Raw genomic sequence first — 17,860 nt, 5'->3', positions numbered from 1 at the left:
TCAGGCGGTGAGTTCGAGCAGCGCGGCAAACGCCTGTTCGAACTGCCGCAGGCCTTCCTGCTGCAGGCGCTCGCCGGCCTGGTTCAGGTCGATGCCGTGCTGCTCCAGCGCGGCGTACTGCGCCGCCGCATCCTCGATGTCCTGGCCCACGGTGTCGGCCGCCACCTTGCCGTGGTCGCGCAGTGCGTCCAGCGTCGTGTCGGGCAGGGTATTGATGGTTTCGGCGCCGATCAGCGGTTCGACGTAGAGCAGATCGCTGTAGGCCGGATTCTTGGTGCCGGTGCTCGCCCACAGCATCCGCTGCGGCCGTGCGCCGGCTGCGCGCAGCGCAGCGAAATCGGGGCCGTTGAAGCGTTCGCGGTAGCGCAGGTAGGCGAGCCTGGCAGTGGCCACCGCGCTCTTGCCGCGCAGGGCCAGCGCCGTGCCGCCCAGTTCCTCGAGCTGCTTGTCGATCAGGGTGTCGACCCGTGACAGGAACAGGCTCGCCACCGACATGACGGGCGCCACGTCGCCGCCAGCCGCAAGCAGGCGTTCGAGGCCGCGCAGATAGGCCTGGGCGACGGCTTCGACGTGGGCGAGCGAGAACATCAGCGTGACGTTGACGCTGACACCGGCGCCGATCAACTGCTCGATGGCGTCGATCCCGGCCGGCGTGGCCGGCACCTTGATCAGCAGGTTGGGGCGGTTCACCGCGGCTTTCAGGCGCAGGCCGGCGGCGAGCGTGCCGGCGGCGTCGTGGGCCAGCGCGGGCGAGACTTCCAGGCTGACGTAGCCGGCATCGCCGCCGCTGTCGCGGTGCAGCGCCGCCAGCAGGTCGCAGGCCCGCTGCACGTCGGGAATCACCAGCGCTTCGTAACGTGCCTCGGCACTGAGCGGCTGTGCTTTCAGGGCGGCCAGGTCGTCCTCGTAATAGCGCCCATCCGCGATCGCCTTGTGGAAGATCGCCGGGTTGGTGGTGACCCCGGCGATGCCGTCGTCGGCGATGAAGCGCGCGAGATGGCCGTCGTTGAGCAGGGTGCGGGAAAGGTTGTCGAGCCAGATCTGCTGGCCGTGCTGGCGTACCTGGAGCAGCGGGTTCATCGATGTACCTGGAGTGTGCATGAGTGATCGGACATGCCTGCATCCTGTGCAGGAGAGCATTGCCGGGAAGGAACCGATTGTGCCCTGAAATCGCCGCGCGGGGGAGGAGGGCGCGGCAGCGGCTCAGCCCAGCAGCGTGTCGTCCCAGCCCAGCGCCCGGCTGACGGCCTTGAAGTCATCGCCGGGGCGGCACTGCAGGTTCAGCCTTGCATCGCTGACGGGGTGCTGCAGGCCCAGCCGGGTGCAGGCCAGCAGCAGGCGACGGCTGCCGAACAGGGTCTGGAACAGGCGGTTGTGCCGGCCCTTGCCGTAGGTGGCGTCGCCGATGATCGGATGCGAGATGTGCTTCAGGTGGCGGCGCAACTGGTGCCGTCGGCCGGTTTCCGGCCACAGCTCGACCAGGGCGTAGCGGCTGCTCGGATAGCGGTCGACCGCATGCGGCAGTTCGGCCGTCGCCAGGCGGCGAAAGCGCGTCAGCGCGGGCAGGGCGATTTCGCTGCCTGCCGGTCCGGCGCGGCTGTCCGGGTCCGTTTCCTCGTCTTCCGGCAGGCCGTCCCGCAGGCCGGCGCCGTAGCCCTGCCTGCGTTCGATCGGGTCCAGGCGGCGTACCAGCGGATGGTCGATGATGCCTTCTTCGGGCGGATGGCCGCGCACGATGGCGACGTAGCGCTTGTCGACCGCATGGGCCTCGAACTGCCTGCCGAGCGCGGCGGCGACGTCGCGGTCGAGCGCGAACAGCAGCACGCCCGAGGTGCCGCGGTCGAGCCGGTGGGCTGGGTGGACGCGCTGGCCGATCTGGTCGCGCAGCAGTTGCACGGCGAAGCGTTCCTCGTGTGCGGCGATCGGGCTGCGGTGCACGAGCAGGCTGGAGGGCTTGTCGATGGCGACGAGCCATTCGTCGCGATACAGGATGTCGAGCATGGGCTGTCGGATTCGCGGTGCCCCGTCTGCGGGGCGCTGCGAAAAAGAAAGCGGCCGCGAAGGGCCGCTTCCGCAGGTTTGCCTTGCCCGGCCGAGGCCGGGGCAAGGCCGGGATGCATCAGGCGAAGTTCTGCGCCGCGAAGTCCCAGTTGGCCAGCTTGTCGAGGAAGGTGGCGACGAAGTCCGGACGGCGGTTGCGGTAGTCGATGTAGTAGGCGTGCTCCCACACGTCGATACAGAGGATGGCCTTGTCGCCGGTGGTCAGCGGGGTGCCGGCGGCGCCCATGTTGACGATGTCGACCGAACCGTCGGCTTTCTTGACCAGCCAGGTCCAGCCCGAGCCGAAGTTGCCGACCGCGGAAGCCTGGAAGGCCTTCTTGAAGTCGTCGAAGGAACCCCATTTGGCCTTGATCGCGTCGGCCAGCGCGCCGGTCGGCTCACCGCCGCCGTTGGGCTTCATGCTGTTCCAGAAGAAGGTGTGGTTCCAGACCTGGGCGGAGTTGTTGTAGATGCCGCCGGCCGGTGCCTTCTTGATGATGGCTTCGAGTTCGAGGTTTTCGTACTCGGTGCCCTTGATCAGGTTGTTCAGGTTGGTGACGTAGGCCTGGTGGTGCTTGCCGTAGTGGAATTCCAGGGTCTCGGCCGAGATGTGCGGGGCCAGGGCGTCCTTGGCATAGGGCAGGGCGGGCAGGGTGTGTTCCATGCGTATCTCTCCTTGTTAAGGTGTTCTGCAAACTCGTGCGAAGCCCGACGAGTCCGGGCGGGATTCGCGTCCGGCGAAAACGCTCGCGGCCGACATCATAGGCGCACGAGCGGGCGCCTGTCAGCTTCCGGCGGCGGTCTTGTCGAGAGTGAAGCCCCCGCGGGCAGCGCTGGGCGGGTTCCCTGGGGGGCTCCTGGCGAAGCTCCGGGGCGGTCCATCCTTCCCGTCGGGATCGACGCGGCAAAGGCCTGGCTCAGTCCTTCTGTCCGACTTCGTCCGGCCCGGCCCCGGTCACGCGCGTATGCAGCGTGCCGTCGGCCAACTGCACGTCGACTGCCATGCCGGCACTGGCCTCGCCGACCGAGCGCAGCACACGGCCCCGGCTGTCGCGGGCGATGGCGTAGCCGCGCGCGAGCACGGATTCCGGACAGAGGTGCTGCAGATGGGATGCCAGGGTTTCGAGCCGTTCCCGGCGCTGCCGCAGGCTCGTCTGTGCGGCGCGCTGCAGCTCGTGGCCGAACTGCGCGACGAGCTGCCGGGTGCCGGACAGCTCCGGCTGCAGGCGGGCCAGGCGCAGGCCGAGCGCGGTCTGGCGGAAGCGCGCCTGTTCGAGCCGGTGCTTCATGGCCCGCGCCAGCCTGCCGGCACGGGCATCGATGTCGGCCCTGGTCTGGCGCAGGCGCTCGCTGGGATGGACCAGGCGCAGCGAGGCCCTGTCCAGCCGCTGGGCCAGGGTTTCGAGCCGGCGCTCGATGCCGCGCTCGAGCCGCGGGCCGAGGACGGCGATCTCCTGGTGCGCTGCATGCCAGCCTGCGCTGACCAGTTCGGCCGCGCCGGTCGGCGTCGGTGCGCGGAGATCGGCAGCGAAGTCGGCGATGGTGAAATCGGTCTCGTGGCCGACGCCGCTGACGACAGGCAGCGGGCAGGCGCGCAGCGCGCGGGCGAGCGCTTCGTCGTTGAAGGCCCACAGATCCTCCAGGCTGCCGCCGCCGCGCACCAGCAGCAGCACGTCGATACCGTCCAGGGCGGCGCGCCTGCCTGCCGTGGCGACCGCCTGCGCAAGGCGCGGCGCGGCGTCGGCGCCCTGCACGGGCGCCGGATAAAGCACCAGCGGCAGATGCGGTGCACGCCTGGCCAGCGTCACCAGCACGTCGCGCAGCGCCGCAGCGGCAGGCGAGGTGACGAGGCCGATGCCGCGCGGAAAGCGTGGCAGGGCACGCTTGTTGTCGGCATCGAACAGGCCTTCGGCGGCAAGCCTGTCCTTGAGCTGGTTGAAAGCCTCGAACAGGTTGCCGATGCCGGCCCGGCGGACGCTTTCTATATTGAGCTGGTAGTCGCCGCGCGCCTCGTACAGCGTCGCCAGCGCGCGCACTTCGACCCGCATGCCGTTTTCGGGGCGGAAGGGGAGGAGCTGGGCCCGGTTGCGCCACATCGCACAGCGCACCTGCGCGTCGCTGTCCTTCAGCGTGAAGTAGAGATGGCCGGAGGCCGCCCGGGTGAGATTGGAGATTTCGCCGCCCACCCACATCAGCGGCAGGGCCGCCTCCAGCGCCTGGCGGGCGAGGCGGTTGAGCGCGGACACGGTAAGTATCGGAGCGGACAGCATTCCAGTCATGCGGATGACATCGCCAGGGGCGCTGGGGAAATTTGGAGAAGCGCGGATTGTAGCGGAATCCACAGCTCCGCCAGGCTGTCAAGGGCCGTGCGGCAAGTCCTTGATCTACAAGGGGTGAAAAAATAAGTGCCTGTTTTAATTGAAAAATATATGTTGCACAAATTTTCATCGGAGTGTCTGAATGCTTGTGGCGACGGGCTTTGAGGCCCACATCCAGAAACAACCCACAAACTTATCCACAGCTTCTGTGGATTGCTTGCCGGGTTGGCCGGAGTCCTGGGGGAGGAGGGCGGGGGCCGGTTCGGCATATCCCGTCTGGAAGTCGGGGTGGGGCACGAGGTGGGCATATTCCACGTTTCGACACGCATCTTGCTTGTCGCCGCTGGCTTGCGGGCGCTAAAGTTCCGCTTTTGCGGAATAGGGGAGCTGCCAGCGTGTTCGCGATCATCCAGGAAGTGGGCTGGCCGATCTGGCCGTTGATTCTGGCTTCGGTCGTGGCGCTGGCGCTGATCATCGAGCGTTCGGCCTCCCTGCGGCGCTCGCGCGTGGTGCCGCCGGGCCTGCTGCAGAACGTGCTCGACGATCTGCGCAGGCAGGGCGTGTCCGATGCGATGGTCGAGCGCGTCAACGCGCACTCCCCGCTCGGCCGGGTGCTGGCGGCGGGCCTGCGCAACGTCAGCAGTTCGCGCGAGGTCATGAAGGAATCGATCGAGGAAACCGGCCGTGCGGTCGCGCACGAACTCGAACGCTACCTGACCACGCTCGGCACCATCGCCGCGATCAGCCCGCTGCTAGGGCTGTTCGGCACCATCATCGGCATGATCGACATCTTTGCCTCGCAGGGCGTCAGCGGGGCCAATCCGGCCCAGCTCGCCCAGGGCATCTCGATCGCGCTGTACACCACCGGACTCGGCCTGATCATCGCCATTCCGGCGATGATCTTCTGGCGCCATTTCCGCGCCCTCGTCGACAGCTTCGTCATCGACATGGAGCAGCAGGCGGTGAAGCTGGTCGAAGTGGCGCATGGCGAGCGGCGCGGCTGAGGGTCCGGCATGAACTTCCGTCGCGGTAGCCGCAACGAAGAGCCCGAGATCAACCTGATCCCGCTGATCGACGTGGTGCTCGTCATCATCATCTTCCTGATGCTGACGACGACCTTCTCCAAGGTGTCGGGGCTCGAGATCAATCTGCCGTCGGCCGAAGCGGACGGCGTGGATGCGGTGCCCAACGAGATCCTCGTCGCCGTGACCGCGGCCGGCGAAGTGCTGGTCAACCGCCAGCCGGTTGCGGAACCCAGCGTCGAATCGCTGGCCGCGGCGCTGGGCAAGGCCGCACCGGGCGGCGGCGAGCCGGTGATCGTCATCAATGCCGACGCCAAGGCGGCGCACCAGAGCGTCATCGACGTGATGCAGGCGGCCCAGCGCGCCGGTTTCGGCCATGTGACCTTCGCCACCCAGGCGCCGGCGCAGTGAGCCGCTGAAGGGGCGCGGACGATGGCGGCCCAGGCTCCGGCCTTCTGGCACAGGCGCGGCCTGCCGGCCCGGCTGCTGCAGCCGCTGTCCTGGCTGTTCGGTGCGCTGGCGCGGCGCCGTCGGCGGCGGGCACGGCCGGAGAGGCTGCCGGTGCCGGTGATCGTCGTCGGCAACATCGCCGTCGGCGGCAGCGGCAAGACGCCGGTGGTGCAGTGGCTGGTGGCGCAATTGAGCGCGGCGGGCCGTCGGCCCGGCATCGTCAGCCGCGGACATGGCGGCCGGATCGAGGGCGTCGCCGAAGTGCCGGCCGATGGCGATCCCGCAGTCCATGGCGACGAACCGGTGCTGCTGGCCGCCACCTGCGCCTGCCCGCTGGTGGTCGGCCGCGACCGGCCGGCGGCGGCGCGCGAACTGCTGCGCCTGCATCCCGGGTGCGACGTGATCGTGGCCGACGACGGCATGCAGCACTATCGTCTCGGGCGCGACGTCGAGATCGCGGTGGTCGATCCCGCCACGCTGGGCAATGGCCTGCTGCTGCCGGCCGGGCCGCTGCGCGAGCCGCTCGGGCGCTTGGCGGAAGTCGACGCCGTGATCGCCCACGGCACGCTGCCGCCGGCGCTGGCCGCGGCCCTCGGCGGCGTGCCGGTCTTCCCGATGCAACTGCGGGGCGGCGCCCTGCGTGCGCTCGGGGAGCCGCAGCGAACCCTCGAACTGGAGGCGCTGCGTGGCCGCCGCGTGCATGCGGTGGCGGGAATCGGCCGGCCGCAGCGTTTCTTCGAGCAGCTCGAAGCCGCGGGCCTGGTGGTGCTGAGGCATCCCTTCCCCGATCATCATGTCTTCACCCCGCCGGATCTGGCTTTTGCCGAAGCCGCGCCGATCCTGATGACGGCCAAGGATGCGGTAAAATGCCGGGCTTTCGCGCCCGACGACTGCTGGGAGTTCCCGGTCGAGGCGCAAATCGGTTCGGGCGCCGCCGAACGCATTCTGGAGAAACTGGAGCATGGACGCACGTCTGCTTGAAATCCTCGTCTGCCCGCTGTGCAAGGGTCCGCTGGACCACCTGAAGGACAAGCAGGAACTGGTGTGCAAGGGCGACCGGCTCGCCTTCCCGATCCGCGACGGCATCCCGGTGATGCTCGACGAGGAAGCGCGCGCGATGAGCGCAGAGGAAGTCGACGCCCTGCGCGCGTGACGGGGGCCGAGATGGCAACGCCCGGGCTGACAACGCCTTTCCGCATCGTGATTCCGGCGCGCCATGCGTCGACCCGCCTGCCGGGCAAGCCGCTGGCGGACATCTGCGGCAAGCCGATGATCGTGCGCGTGCTCGAACGCGTGCGTGCCGCCGGCGCGCAGGAAGTGTGGGTGGCGACCGACCACGAAGGCGTCCGCGACGCGGTGCTGGCCGCCGGCGGCGAGGTGGTGATGACGCGTGCCGACCATCCCAGCGGCACCGACCGCCTGGCCGAAGTGGCGATGCAGCGCGGCTGGGGCGACGAGGACATCGTCGTCAATGTGCAGGGCGACGAGCCGCTGATCGATCCCGCCATCGTTTCGGCGGTGGCTGTTGCGCTGGCCGGTGATGCCGACGCCGCGATCGCCACCGCGGCGCATGCGCTGGCCGGCGCGGAGGAGGCTTTCAACCCCAATGTGGTCAAGGTGGTGTGCGATGCCGCCGGCCGTGCGCTGTATTTTTCGCGCGCGCCGATTCCCTGGGCGCGCGATGCCTTCGCCGCCGGCCGCGATGCCTTGCCCGATGGTCTCTTGCCCGAAGGCCTGCCGATGCTGCGCCACGTCGGCCTGTATGCCTACCGCGTGGGCTTCCTGCGCCGCTATGCCGGTCTGGCGCCTTCGCCGATCGAGCACTGGGAGGCGCTGGAACAGCTGCGCGCGCTGTGGCACGGCTACCGTATCCGCGTGCTCGAGCTGGCGGTGGCGCCGGCTGCCGGCGTCGATACGCCGGAGGATCTGGCGCGCGTCAGGCAGTCGTTTCGCATCGAAGGGGTTTGACCGCCGGCCATGTGTCGGTTAATTTCGCAGGGTTTCGCATAAACAGTACAAACAAGTGGCCGTGCCGCACGGCCGATATTCTTTTCGTCGGGAGGGTGTATGCGACTGATTCTGTTGGGGCCGCCGGGAGCGGGCAAGGGTACGCAGGCCAACTTCATCAAGGAGAAGTTCGGCATTCCGCAGATTTCGACCGGTGACATGCTGCGCGCCGCGGTCAAGGCCGGCACGCCGCTCGGCATCGAGGCCAAGAAGGTGATGGACGCGGGCGGCTTGGTGTCGGACGACATCATCATCGGCCTGGTCAAGGATCGCCTGCAGCAACCCGACTGTCAGGCCGGCTACATGTTCGACGGTTTCCCGCGCACCATTCCGCAGGCCGATGCGATGAAGGACGCCGGCGTGCCGATCGACTTCGTGCTCGAAATCGACGTGCCCGACAGCGAGATCGTCGAGCGCATGAGCGGGCGCCGCGCCCACCTGGCGTCGGGCCGCACCTACCACGTCAAGTACAACCCGCCCAAAGTCGAAGGCAAGGATGACGTCACCGGCGAAGACCTGGTGCAGCGCGACGATGACAAGGAAGAGACGGTCAAGAAGCGCCTCGACGTCTACCACGCCCAGACCAAGCCGCTGGTCGAGTACTACGGCAAGTGGGCGGCTTCGGGCGACGCCAAGGCGCCCAAGGTGCGCAAGATCGAAGGCCTGGGTGCGGTCGAGGACATCACCGCGCGTGCGTTCGAAGCGCTGAAGTAAGCGCGCAATCCACATTCCTGACGGCCGGCTCCCGTGGTGGGGCCGGCCGTTTCGTTTTGCTGATTCAGGCCTGGCGGCTTCCATCATGGCGCGATCGAATCTTCTCTACGCTCATTCCGGCGGCGTCACCGCCGTCATCAACGCCACGGCCAGTGCGGTGATCGGTGCCGCACGGGCTCATCCGGAACGCATCGGCAAGGTCCTGGCCGCCCATCGCGGCATTCTCGGCGTGCTGGCGGAAGACCTGATCGAGACCGCCGCGCTCGACGAAGCGGCGCTGCAGCGCCTGTCGCTGCGTCCGGGCGGGGTATTCGGCTCCTGCCGTTTCGATTTGCCGCAAACCGCTACGGCGGACGGCAGGCGGGTGATGGACAGATTGTTCGAAGTCTTCGCCGCGCACGACATCGGCCATTTCATCTACAACGGCGGCAACGGCTCGATGGACGTGGTCGGGCGTCTGCGCGATGCGGCGCAGCAACGCGGCTATCCGCTGGTCTGCATCGGCGCGCCGAAGACGGTGGACAACGACATCGTCGGCACCGACTGCTGCCCGGGCTTCGGCTCGGCAGCGAAGTATCTGGCGACCTCGATGCTGGAGGCCGGGCTGGACATCCGCTCCATGGCCGGCAGCCGGGGCAGCGTGTTCGTGATGGAAGTGATGGGGCGCAACACCGGCTGGCTCGCAGCGGCGACCGCGCTGGCCGCCGGCGGCGACGCCGATGCGCCGCCGCACATCGTGCTGGTGCCGGAAGCGGGCTTCGACGAGGAGGTTTTCCTGGCCGAAGTCCGGCGCGTCACCGAGCGCCTGGGCTACTGCACGATCACGGTCGCCGAGGGCATCCGTCGTGCCGATGGCAGCCCCATCGTCGAGAAATCGCGTGAAGGCGGCTATGTGCAACTGGGGGGTGCGGGCTCGGCCATCGCGCGCATGATCCACGAGCGCCTGGGCTACAAGTTCCATTGGGCGATACCCGACTATCTGCAGCGCGCCGGCGGACACTGGCTGTCGGCGGTGGACCGCGAGCAGGCGCTGGCGGTCGGGCGGGCAGCGGTCGAGATGGCGCTCGACGGGCGCAATGGCTGCTTTCCGGCGATCCGGCGGCTCGGCGAAGCGCCTTATCGCTGGGAAGTCGGCACCGAGGACGCTGCCGCCATCGCCAACCTGGAGCGCACGCTGCCGGTGGCCTTCATGCGTACCGACGGCCTGCACGTCACCGCGGCGGCCCGCGACTACATCCGGCCGCTGATCGAGGGCGAGGTGCCGCAGCCCACCGCGGGTGGCCTGCCCGATTACGGCGCGCTCGCCTTGCAGCCTGTCGCGCGGCGGCTGCCGCCGTGGCAGGCGTAGCCATCACGCTTTGCCGACGCAGGTCCGCGCCGGCTTCCGGCGCCTGCTGAGCCGTCCGGAGGCGGGGGTTCAGGCGCCGGCGGGCAGCGCGTCGGGCTTGCTGGCCGCGACCGGGCGCTCCGGCATGTAGGCCGCGATCTGGCACAGGATCGCAGCGAGGTAGGGGATGCACTGCAGGCACAGGATACCGACCCACAGCTGCGTCTCGAGGTTGTCGGCGCCGCGCTGGGCGACCAGCGTGACGGCACCGAGCAGCAGCGCCACCAGCATGCCGATTTCCTCGCGGATCGGGTTGAAGAAGGCGAGTGCGCCGCCGCCGCGCCAGCCCTTGGGGGTGACGACGAACACGCCCTTCTTCTTGACCAGGCCGGCGAACACGCCGCGGGCGATCGCGTGCGCGAGGCCCACCGACAGGATCGAGGCGCCGAGAATGTCCTTCCACGGACAGTCCATGGTGCGGCGGTACAGGATCGGGCCGAGCGCGGCCTTGAAGGCCATGAAACCGAGGATGGGCAGCGCCAGCGCCGTCACCGGCAGGCCGAAGGCCTTCGGGAACAGCAGGATGCCGAGCGTCCACAGCAGGCTGCCGAAGGCGAACACCAGTTGCAGCGCATCGCCCAGCCAGGCGAACCAGCCGGTCAGGAAGTGATAGCGCTGTGCCAGGTTGAGCTTGCTGCGGCCGATCATGTGCGGCAGGTGGGCCTTGAGGATCTGCATCGCGCCGAAGGCCCAGCGGAAGCGCTGGCTCTTGATCGCGGCAAAGCCCGACGGTGTCAGGCCGCGGCCGAGGACGTGGTCCACGTAGCGGGTGTCGTAGCCCTTTTCGATCAGGCGCAGGCCGAGCTCGGTGTCTTCGCAGATGCACCATTCGGACCAGCCGCCGACTTCCTCGAGCGCGAGGCGGCGCACCAGCGTCATGGTGCCGTGCTGGATCAGCGCGTTGCGCTCGTTGCGGTGGTGCATGCCGATGCGGAAGAAGCCGTCGAACTCCCAGTTGCACATGCGCTTGAAAGGCTGGCCTTCCCAGTCGCGGTGGGCCTGGGGCGCCTGCACGACGGCGACGTCGGGCTTGTCGAAGTGCGGGATCAGGCTGGCCAGCCAGTCCGGATCGACGACGTAGTCGGCATCGACGACGCCGACCACTTCGGCGCGCGGGTCGGTGACCTTGAGGCCGTAGTTCAGCGCGCCGGCCTTGAAGCCGGGCCAGTTGGCGAGATGGAAGAAGCGGAAGCGCGGGCCGAGTTCGGCGCAGCGCTTTTCCAGTGGCTTCCACAGCGCCTCGTCGCGGGTGTTGTTGTCGAGGATCAGCACCTCGAAGTTTTGGTAGTTCAGTTTGGCCAGGCTGTCGATGGTGGCGATCACCATCTCGGGCGGCTCGTTGTAACAGGCCAGGTGCACCGAGACGAAGGGCTGCTGGTCCGGGGCGTGCGGCGGCAGCGGCATGAAGCGGCGCTGCCACTGCTTCTTGAACAGCATCTCGCCGAACTCGAAGCCGTGCGACAGCAGCACCGCGGCGGTGAGGATGGTGGCGCCGATCAGCAGGCCGAGGCCGATGAGGTCACGCTGGGTGAGATAGTAGTCGACCGGCACGTTGAGGCCGACGATCAGCGTCGATACGCAGGCCTGGATCAGGCCGGCAAGGAAGACGCGGCCGAAGACGTTCCAGTCGGACAGGAAGAAGGCCACCAGGAACATCGGCAGGAAGGCGAGTGCCGCGGCATTCATGGCCTTCTTCGACCAGTGCGGATCGCGTTCGACGATACCCTCGAGGGCGAACTTCTGTTCGCGGTCGGCGTTGTACATGCCCCAGTAGGGGCCGGCCCAGCCTTCGACATCGACTTTCCAGGGCTGGTCGATCGCTTCCATCAGGAAGTAGTCGATGCGCGCGGTGCGCGGATGGGCGAGGAACTCGCGGATGAAGCGCGCCTCGTTGTCGAGCGAAGGAATGGCGGCGCCCAGCGTCGGCCCCTTGCTCGGCCAGCCGATTTCGCCGACCACGATTTTCTTGCGCGGGAAGGTCCTGGCCAGTTCGTCGTAGCGTTCGAAAGCGTAGTCGACAGCGGCCTCCACCGGTACGCCCTCGTGGTAGGGCAGCAGGTGGACGGTGATGTAGTCGACGTGTTCGACCAGTTCCGGATAGCGCAGCCAGACGTGCCAGGGTTCGGCGGTCGACACCGGCTTGCGCACGGCCTTGCGCACGCGGTCGAGGTAGCCGATGACGTCTTCGGGCTTGAGGTCGCCGCGCAGGATGGATTCGTTGCCGACCATCAGGCGCTCGACGTGGCGCATCTTGCGCGCGGCTTCGATCAGCGCCGTGATCTCGCGTTCGTTCTTTTCCAGGTCGGGGTCCAGCCAGGCGCCGGCGGTGACGTTCATGTCGCGCTCGCCGGCGAGCGTCAGCAGGACCGGCATGTCGGTGACGCCGTAGGTGCGCAGGCCGTCGGATGTGCGGGCGAGCAGGTCGAGGTCGGCGGCGAGCTCTTCCGTCGTCGGGTAAGTGCCCTTCAGCGGACTCTGGTCGCGCTGGAAGCCGTTGTAGGCGAAGCCCTTGATGCTCTGGTTGGTGCTGATGAACTCGGCGCCGCGGTTGAACTGCTGCCAGATCCAGTGCTGGAGGAAGGCGACGCCCGCGGCGATGGCAAGTGCGATCGCGATGCGATAGAGGAGCGAGGCGGCCTGTTTCATGTTCGAATCCTGAGCGGCGTGGAGATGACGCCGGAAAACGGGTAAAACGCTGACAAAACGGAAAGGCCTGCGCGGTTGCGTGGGCCTGCTGAAAGAATTGCTGCACTGCGCAAACGATTTCGGCAGACAACCGAAGATTCTGTTGCAGATGCTCGGTGCCGGCATTCTATGCACGCTTTCAGCTGCTTACGAGCCACATCCAGTGCCAATTTGCAACATCGTGCGATATCGTTGCCGAAGGTCTGATTTACAAGGAAAAGGCGGGATGGAATGGAATAATTCGGGCAAATATGGTGTTGCAGCAATCCTGCTTTCGGCCCTGCTGGTGCTGGCTTCGGCCTGGGGGGTGCGCCATGGCCTGCTGGAAAACGGGCTGCTGCCGCGCGACTGCACCCTGCCCGATGCGCACGGCGGCTTGTGCCTGTTCAAGACGGTTCTGGTGGAGAGTTTCCTGCATCAGCGCATGGGCTGGTTCAGCCTTGCCTGCGGTGGCCTGGCCTTCGTGCTGGGCCGGCGCTGGCTGGCTTGGGCCGGCTGGCTGAGCGGGCTGGCCGGGCTGGTGCTGTACAGCCATGATCCGGCCGCGGTCGGCAGCCTGCTGTCACTGCTGGTGCTTGCCCGCCCCGGACAGCGAGCGGGCGAGAAGGGGCAGGGCAAGGAGAGGGGTGGCAAGGAGAGGGGTGGCAAGGACGAGGCCGGTGGCCAGCCAGGCGACGGCTTGGGGATTGGCCGGCTCGCTTGACCAGCGCCCGATCACCGAGATTGCGATGATTGCCGCGCAGATGCGCTCGGCGCGGCCGTGCGCAGCCTGCGTCCAGCCGAGCACACCGAGCAAGGCTGCGGGAGCGAGATAGAGCAGGGTCGGGAAGTCGCGATAGCGGGGATCGACGAACAGCAGCAGCGCGGCGATGGCGGCGGCGAACAGCAGCAGGCCGCGCAGCAGGCCGAGCGCGCCGTCCGGCCAGTAGCCGGCGGGAGTCCGGCGCAGCGTCCGCCATGCCTGTTCGGCGCTGGGGATGGCGGAGCCGCGCCATGCGGCGAAGCTTGTGGCGAGCAGGACACCGAGCAGCGCGACAGCGCCGAGTACCATCCATTCGAGCGCATCCCGGTAGGCGAGGCGTGCGTGCTCGGCATGGAGCACGGCGATGAGGCCGGTGGTGGCGCCGAGGACGATCAGCGCGGCCCGCCGCAGGGGGCCGCCCCAGGCAGTGCCGAGGCCGAGCAGCAGGCCTGCCGCCGCGCCGGCGGCGAGGCCGGCGATGACGCTGGCCAGCCCCGAACGCTCGGCCACCGGGCCGGCGAACGGAAATTTCGGCTCCAGCGTCGAGGCGTCGAGCATGCCCCAGAAGCCGCCCACCGTGCCTTCGAGCCGGCGTTTCCAGGGCTGGTCGATGGCTTCGATCAGGTTGTAGTCCCAGCCCTGCGCATGCGCCTGGTGGACGAATTCCCTTACATATCGCGCCTGGTTCACCTGTGACGGACGCGATTCCTCGCGCTGGCGCCCCTGGCTCGGCCAGCCGGTCTCGCCGATCAGGACGTGCTTGCCGGCGAAGTGTTCGCCGACGTGCCTGCGGGTTGCGGCGACGTGTTCGAGCGCATCTGCGATGTCGACCGGCTCGTCCTCCCAGAAGGGCAGGATGTGGACGGTGACGAAATCGACTTCCTGCGCCAGGCTGTCATGCCGCGTCCAGAACTCCCAGACGTCGGCGTAGGTGACCGGTACCTTGGCGCGCGCCCTGGCTTCGCGGATCAGCGCGCGCATTTCGTCTTCGCTGCGCTCGCGGCGCAGCAGCACTTCGTTGCCGACGATCAGGGCGCGGACGACGTCGGTGTTGGCATTGGCAAGCCCGATTGCGCGGTCGAGTTCGGCAGCGTTCATGTCCCGGTCGTAGCCGATCCAGGCGCCGAGCAGCACCTGGATGCCGACTTCACGCGCGACCTCGGGTACCTGTTCCAACCCCTGATTGACCGAATACAGGCGCACGCAGTCGGTGATCTTGGCCAGGGCGCCGAGGTCGGCATGGATCTGCTCGCGGGAAATGCGCAGGTCCGGATCGAAGGGGGTCTGCCTGGGACGGTGGTAGGGGGCGTAGGAGACGCACTTCAGCTTTTCGCCATCGGCCAGGCGAAGATCGTGCATGTCCACCGGGCGGGTCTGCCAGCCGGCCCATGCGAGCAGGCCGGCGAGCAGGGCCAGGTGGCAAAGCAGCAGGGCGAGCCAGAGGGGCTTGCGGTCATCGTGGAGCGTCGGCATGGCGGATCGGTCTGCAGAGGCGGGCGGAGGAGAGTGAAACGGCTTGCCGGGAAAAAAGAAGCCACGCCCCAGGCGAGGCGTGGCTTCGGTGCGACAGCAGCGGATTCTACCGGACTCAGCTTTCGTAGTCGCTCATCGGCACGCAGGCGCAGAACAGGTTGCGGTCGCCATAGACGTCGTCGATGCGATTGACGCTGGGCCAGAACTTGTTTTCCGCCACCCAGGGCAGCGGGAACACCGCCTGTTCGCGCGAGTACGGGCGCGACCATTCGCCGACGAAATCGGCCTGGGTGTGCGGCGCGTTCTTCAGCGGATTGTCGTCCGCCGGCCAGGTACCGTTCTCGAGCTGGCGGATTTCCTCGCGGATCGCGATCATCGCGTCGGCGAAGCGCTCCAGTTCGTGCAGGTCTTCCGACTCGGTCGGCTCGACCATGATGGTGCCGGCCACCGGGAAGGACATCGTCGGCGCGTGGAAGCCGTAGTCCATCAGGCGCTTGGCGATGTCGACCTCGCTGATGCCGGTCGCCGCCTTGATCGGGCGGATGTCGAGGATGCACTCGTGGGCGACGCGGCCCTGGCTGCCGGTGTAGAGCACCGGGTAGTGCTGCTGCAGCCGCGCGGCGAGATAGTTGGCGTTGAGGATCGCCACCTCGGTGGCACGCTTCAGCCCTTCGCCGCCCATCATCGTGATGTACATCCACGAGATCGGCAGGATGCTGGCCGAGCCGAAGGGGGCGGCGGAAACGGCGCCCTGGCCGAGATTGGCCCGTCCGGCGTCGCCGGTCGGCTGCACGACGTGGTCGGCCATGAAGGGCGCAAGGTGTGCCGCCAGCGCGATCGGCCCCATGCCCGGCCCGCCGCCGCCGTGCGGGATGCAGAAGGTCTTGTGCAGGTTCATGTGGGTGACGTCGGCGCCGATCGTGGCGGGCGAGGTCAAGCCGACCTGGGCATTGAGGTTGGCGCCGTCCATGTAGACCTGGCCGCCGTGGGCATGGACGACTGCGCAGATCTCGCGGATCGACTCCTCGAACACGCCGTGGGTCGAGGGGTAGGTGATCATCAGCGCGGCGAGCCTGGCGGCGTGCTGCTCCGCCTTCGCCTTCAGGTCGGCGACATCGACGTTGCCGTTGTCGTCGCAATCGACGACGACCACCTGCATGCCGCACATCTGCGCGGTGGCGGGGTTGGTGCCGTGGGCCGAGCGCGGGATCAGGCAGACCGTGCGCTGCGCATCGCCGCGGCTGGCGTGGTAGCGCGCGATCGCCACCAGGCCGGCGTATTCGCCCTGGGCGCCGGAGTTGGGCTGCATGCAGACCGCCGGGAGGCCGGTGATGGCACGCAGGTGGTCGGCCAGGCCTTCGATCATCTCGAGATAGCCCGCAGCCTGCTCGCGCGGCGCAAAGGGGTGCAGGTTGGCGAACTCGGGCCAGGTCACCGGGATCATCTCGCTGGTGGCGTTGAGCTTCATCGTGCACGAGCCGAGCGAGATCATCGAATGGTCGAGCGCGAGGTCGCGATTCTGCAGCTTCTTCAGATGGCGCAGCATCTCGTGCTCGGTGTGGTGGGTGTTGAACACCGGATGCGACAGGACCGCATCGTCGCGCAGCAGCGCCGGCGGCAGCTTGCCGCCGGCCCGGGCCACGCGCGCATCGAGCGCATCGATGTCGGCGATGGCGCCGAAGCAGCTCAACACTGCGGCGATGTCCTCGCGGGTGGTGGTTTCGTCGACCGACAGGCCGAGGCGGGTAGCGGATACCTGGCGCAGGTTGTAGCCGGCGGCAAGCGCGGCGTCGGCAATGGCCGCAGTGCGCGGGCCGGTGTCGACTTCGAGAGTGTCGAAGAAGGCATCGCTGCCGGCATCGAAACCGGCATCGCGCAGGCCGGTGGCGAGCATCGCGGCGAAGCGGTGGATGCGCGCGGCGATGGTGCGCAGCCCCTGCGGGCCGTGATAGACGGCGTAGAAGCCGGCCATGTTGGCGAGCAGTACCTGGGAGGTGCAGATGTTGGAGTTCGCCTTCTCGCGGCGGATGTGCTGTTCGCGTGTCTGCAGCGCCATGCGCAGTGCGGTCTTGCCGCGGGCGTCCTTCGAGACGCCGATGATGCGGCCCGGCATCGAGCGCACATGGGCTTCGCGGGTGGCGAAGAATGCGGCGTGCGGGCCGCCGAAGCCCATCGGTACGCCGAAGCGCTGCGCCGAGCCGAGCGCGATGTCCGCGCCCATGGCGCCCGGGCTTCTGAGCAGCACCAGTGCCATCAGGTCCGAGGCGACGGCAACGACGGTACCTTTGGCCTTGGCTGCAGCGATGGTTTCGCTCAGATCCGTGACTTCGCCGTGGGCGTTCGGGTACTGCAGCAGCGCGCCGAATACCTCGTGCATGGCGGCATCTTCCGCCTTGCCGAACACCAGTTCATAGCCGAAATAGTGGGCGCGGGTGCGGACCACGTCGATCGTCTGCGGGAAGCAGGCTTTGTCGATGAAGAAGGCGTTCGATTTGGACTTCGACACCCGGCGTGCCATCGTCATCGCTTCGGCGGCAGCGGTGGCCTCGTCCAGCAGCGAGGCGTTGGCCAGTTCCAGTCCGGTGAGGTCGATCACCATCTGCTGGTAGGTCAGCAGGGCTTCGAGGCGGCCTTGCGAGATTTCGGCCTGGTAGGGGGTGTAGGCGGTGTACCAGCCCGGGTTTTCCATGACGTTGCGCAGGATCACCGCCGGCGTGTGCGTGCCGTAATAGCCCATGCCGATCATGGACTTGTTAACGACGTTGCGGCCGGCGATAGCCTTCAGCCTGGCGAGCGCCTCGTGCTCCGGCGTCGCCGCGGCGAGTGGCAGCGGCGATTCGAGGCGGATATCCGCAGGGACGGTCTGCTCGATCAGGGTGTCGAGATTGCCGACGCCGAGTGTCGCGCACATGCGTGCGACCTCGTCGGCGTTCGGTCCGAGATGGCGATGGATGAAGGCATCGTGCTGCTCCAGCCGGGCAAGCGGAGCAGAAAGCAGGGAATCGGTCATGGTCGGTTGGAA

The 17,860-nt window shown here is 67.9% G+C and carries 14 protein-coding genes; 7 read left to right on the top strand and 7 right to left on the bottom strand.

All coding sequences use genetic code 11. The annotated features are described in order from the left end of the window. The 4 genes from tal to xseA all read right to left on the bottom strand — a co-directional run bounded on the left by tal (position 1) and on the right by xseA (position 4,310). On the bottom strand, positions 1–1,080 hold the full coding sequence (gene tal, locus ACNQFN_RS14100; protein WP_068639273.1) for a transaldolase: 1,080 nt from the start codon (positions 1,078–1,080) through the stop codon (positions 1–3). A gap of 123 nt (positions 1,081–1,203) precedes the next feature. Beyond that, positions 1,204–2,001 (bottom strand): pseudouridine synthase, encoded by a 798-nt coding sequence (locus ACNQFN_RS14095; RefSeq protein ID WP_068639272.1) that lies wholly within the window; start codon positions 1,999–2,001, stop codon positions 1,204–1,206. A gap of 118 nt (positions 2,002–2,119) precedes the next feature. Further along, entirely contained in the window at positions 2,120–2,704 is a 585-nt protein-coding gene (locus ACNQFN_RS14090) for a superoxide dismutase (RefSeq protein ID WP_068639271.1), read from the bottom strand. Positions 2,705–2,957: 253 nt separating this feature from the next. Beyond that, positions 2,958–4,310, bottom strand: coding sequence for an exodeoxyribonuclease VII large subunit (gene xseA, locus ACNQFN_RS14085; protein WP_418648923.1), 1,353 nt, complete (start codon positions 4,308–4,310; stop codon positions 2,958–2,960). Between the two features lie 443 nt (positions 4,311–4,753). Between xseA and ACNQFN_RS14080 the strand changes: the two genes are divergently transcribed. From ACNQFN_RS14080 to ACNQFN_RS14050, 7 genes are all read left to right on the top strand, one after another. Next, positions 4,754–5,362 carry a MotA/TolQ/ExbB proton channel family protein gene (locus ACNQFN_RS14080; protein ID WP_068639270.1) on the top strand — a complete coding sequence of 203 codons (609 nt, stop codon included), beginning with the start codon at positions 4,754–4,756 and terminating at the stop codon, positions 5,360–5,362. Between the two features lie 9 nt (positions 5,363–5,371). After that, on the top strand, positions 5,372–5,791 hold the full coding sequence (locus tag ACNQFN_RS14075) for an ExbD/TolR family protein (RefSeq protein WP_068639269.1): 420 nt from the start codon (positions 5,372–5,374) through the stop codon (positions 5,789–5,791). A gap of 21 nt (positions 5,792–5,812) precedes the next feature. Beyond that, on the top strand, positions 5,813–6,811 hold the full coding sequence (gene lpxK, locus ACNQFN_RS14070) for a tetraacyldisaccharide 4'-kinase (protein ID WP_068639268.1): 999 nt from the start codon (positions 5,813–5,815) through the stop codon (positions 6,809–6,811). Then, positions 6,792–6,983, top strand: a complete 192-nt coding sequence (locus ACNQFN_RS14065; RefSeq protein ID WP_068639267.1) for a Trm112 family protein — start codon at positions 6,792–6,794, stop codon at positions 6,981–6,983. The genes lpxK and ACNQFN_RS14065 overlap by 20 nt, the downstream gene beginning before the upstream one ends. Positions 6,984–6,994: 11 nt before the next feature. Next, positions 6,995–7,798, top strand: a complete 804-nt coding sequence (gene kdsB, locus ACNQFN_RS14060) for a 3-deoxy-manno-octulosonate cytidylyltransferase (RefSeq protein WP_418646806.1) — start codon at positions 6,995–6,997, stop codon at positions 7,796–7,798. Between the two features lie 99 nt (positions 7,799–7,897). Continuing rightward, positions 7,898–8,551 (top strand): adenylate kinase, encoded by a 654-nt coding sequence (adk, locus tag ACNQFN_RS14055; protein WP_068639265.1) that lies wholly within the window; start codon positions 7,898–7,900, stop codon positions 8,549–8,551. A gap of 85 nt (positions 8,552–8,636) precedes the next feature. Further along, positions 8,637–9,899 (top strand): 6-phosphofructokinase, encoded by a 1,263-nt coding sequence (locus ACNQFN_RS14050; protein WP_418646805.1) that lies wholly within the window; start codon positions 8,637–8,639, stop codon positions 9,897–9,899. A 69-nt stretch (positions 9,900–9,968) separates the two neighbouring features. On the opposite strand, the gene ACNQFN_RS14045 is transcribed toward ACNQFN_RS14050, so the two are convergent. The 3 genes from ACNQFN_RS14045 to gcvP all read right to left on the bottom strand — a co-directional run bounded on the left by ACNQFN_RS14045 (position 9,969) and on the right by gcvP (position 17,848). Continuing rightward, complete coding sequence (locus tag ACNQFN_RS14045) at positions 9,969–12,584, bottom strand: glycosyltransferase (RefSeq protein WP_068639263.1); 2,616 nt, start codon at positions 12,582–12,584, stop codon at positions 9,969–9,971. Between the two features lie 601 nt (positions 12,585–13,185). Continuing rightward, positions 13,186–14,838 carry a beta-1,6-glucan synthase gene (locus ACNQFN_RS14040; protein ID WP_418646804.1) on the bottom strand — a complete coding sequence of 551 codons (1,653 nt, stop codon included), beginning with the start codon at positions 14,836–14,838 and terminating at the stop codon, positions 13,186–13,188. A 115-nt stretch (positions 14,839–14,953) separates the two neighbouring features. Next, on the bottom strand, positions 14,954–17,848 hold the full coding sequence (gene gcvP, locus ACNQFN_RS14035; RefSeq protein ID WP_068639261.1) for an aminomethyl-transferring glycine dehydrogenase: 2,895 nt from the start codon (positions 17,846–17,848) through the stop codon (positions 14,954–14,956). Positions 17,849–17,860: the final 12 nt, after the last annotated feature.

This window comes from Thauera butanivorans (assembly GCF_048398245.1).
GTDB lineage: Bacteria > Pseudomonadota > Gammaproteobacteria > Burkholderiales > Rhodocyclaceae > Thauera > Thauera butanivorans.
Note: the sequence above shows the minus strand (reverse complement) of the source record. Positions and strands in the feature narration are given on the sequence as shown.

Excerpts from the sequence above, each read along its gene's own strand:
- tal (WP_068639273.1), bottom strand. The coding sequence starts at position 1,080 with ATGAACCCGCTGCTCCAGGTACGCCAGCACGGCCAGCAGATCTGGCTC.
- ACNQFN_RS14095 (WP_068639272.1), bottom strand. The coding sequence starts at position 2,001 with ATGCTCGACATCCTGTATCGCGACGAATGGCTCGTCGCCATCGACAAG.
- ACNQFN_RS14090 (WP_068639271.1), bottom strand. The coding sequence starts at position 2,704 with ATGGAACACACCCTGCCCGCCCTGCCCTATGCCAAGGACGCCCTGGCC.
- xseA (WP_418648923.1), bottom strand. The coding sequence starts at position 4,310 with ATGCTGTCCGCTCCGATACTTACCGTGTCCGCGCTCAACCGCCTCGCC.
- ACNQFN_RS14075 (WP_068639269.1), top strand. The coding sequence starts at position 5,372 with ATGAACTTCCGTCGCGGTAGCCGCAACGAAGAGCCCGAGATCAACCTG.
- lpxK (WP_068639268.1), top strand. The coding sequence starts at position 5,813 with ATGGCGGCCCAGGCTCCGGCCTTCTGGCACAGGCGCGGCCTGCCGGCC.
- ACNQFN_RS14065 (WP_068639267.1), top strand. The coding sequence starts at position 6,792 with ATGGACGCACGTCTGCTTGAAATCCTCGTCTGCCCGCTGTGCAAGGGT.
- kdsB (WP_418646806.1), top strand. The coding sequence starts at position 6,995 with ATGGCAACGCCCGGGCTGACAACGCCTTTCCGCATCGTGATTCCGGCG.
- adk (WP_068639265.1), top strand. The coding sequence starts at position 7,898 with ATGCGACTGATTCTGTTGGGGCCGCCGGGAGCGGGCAAGGGTACGCAG.
- ACNQFN_RS14050 (WP_418646805.1), top strand. The coding sequence starts at position 8,637 with ATGGCGCGATCGAATCTTCTCTACGCTCATTCCGGCGGCGTCACCGCC.
- ACNQFN_RS14045 (WP_068639263.1), bottom strand. The coding sequence starts at position 12,584 with ATGAAACAGGCCGCCTCGCTCCTCTATCGCATCGCGATCGCACTTGCC.
- ACNQFN_RS14040 (WP_418646804.1), bottom strand. The coding sequence starts at position 14,838 with ATGCCGACGCTCCACGATGACCGCAAGCCCCTCTGGCTCGCCCTGCTG.
- gcvP (WP_068639261.1), bottom strand. The coding sequence starts at position 17,848 with ATGACCGATTCCCTGCTTTCTGCTCCGCTTGCCCGGCTGGAGCAGCAC.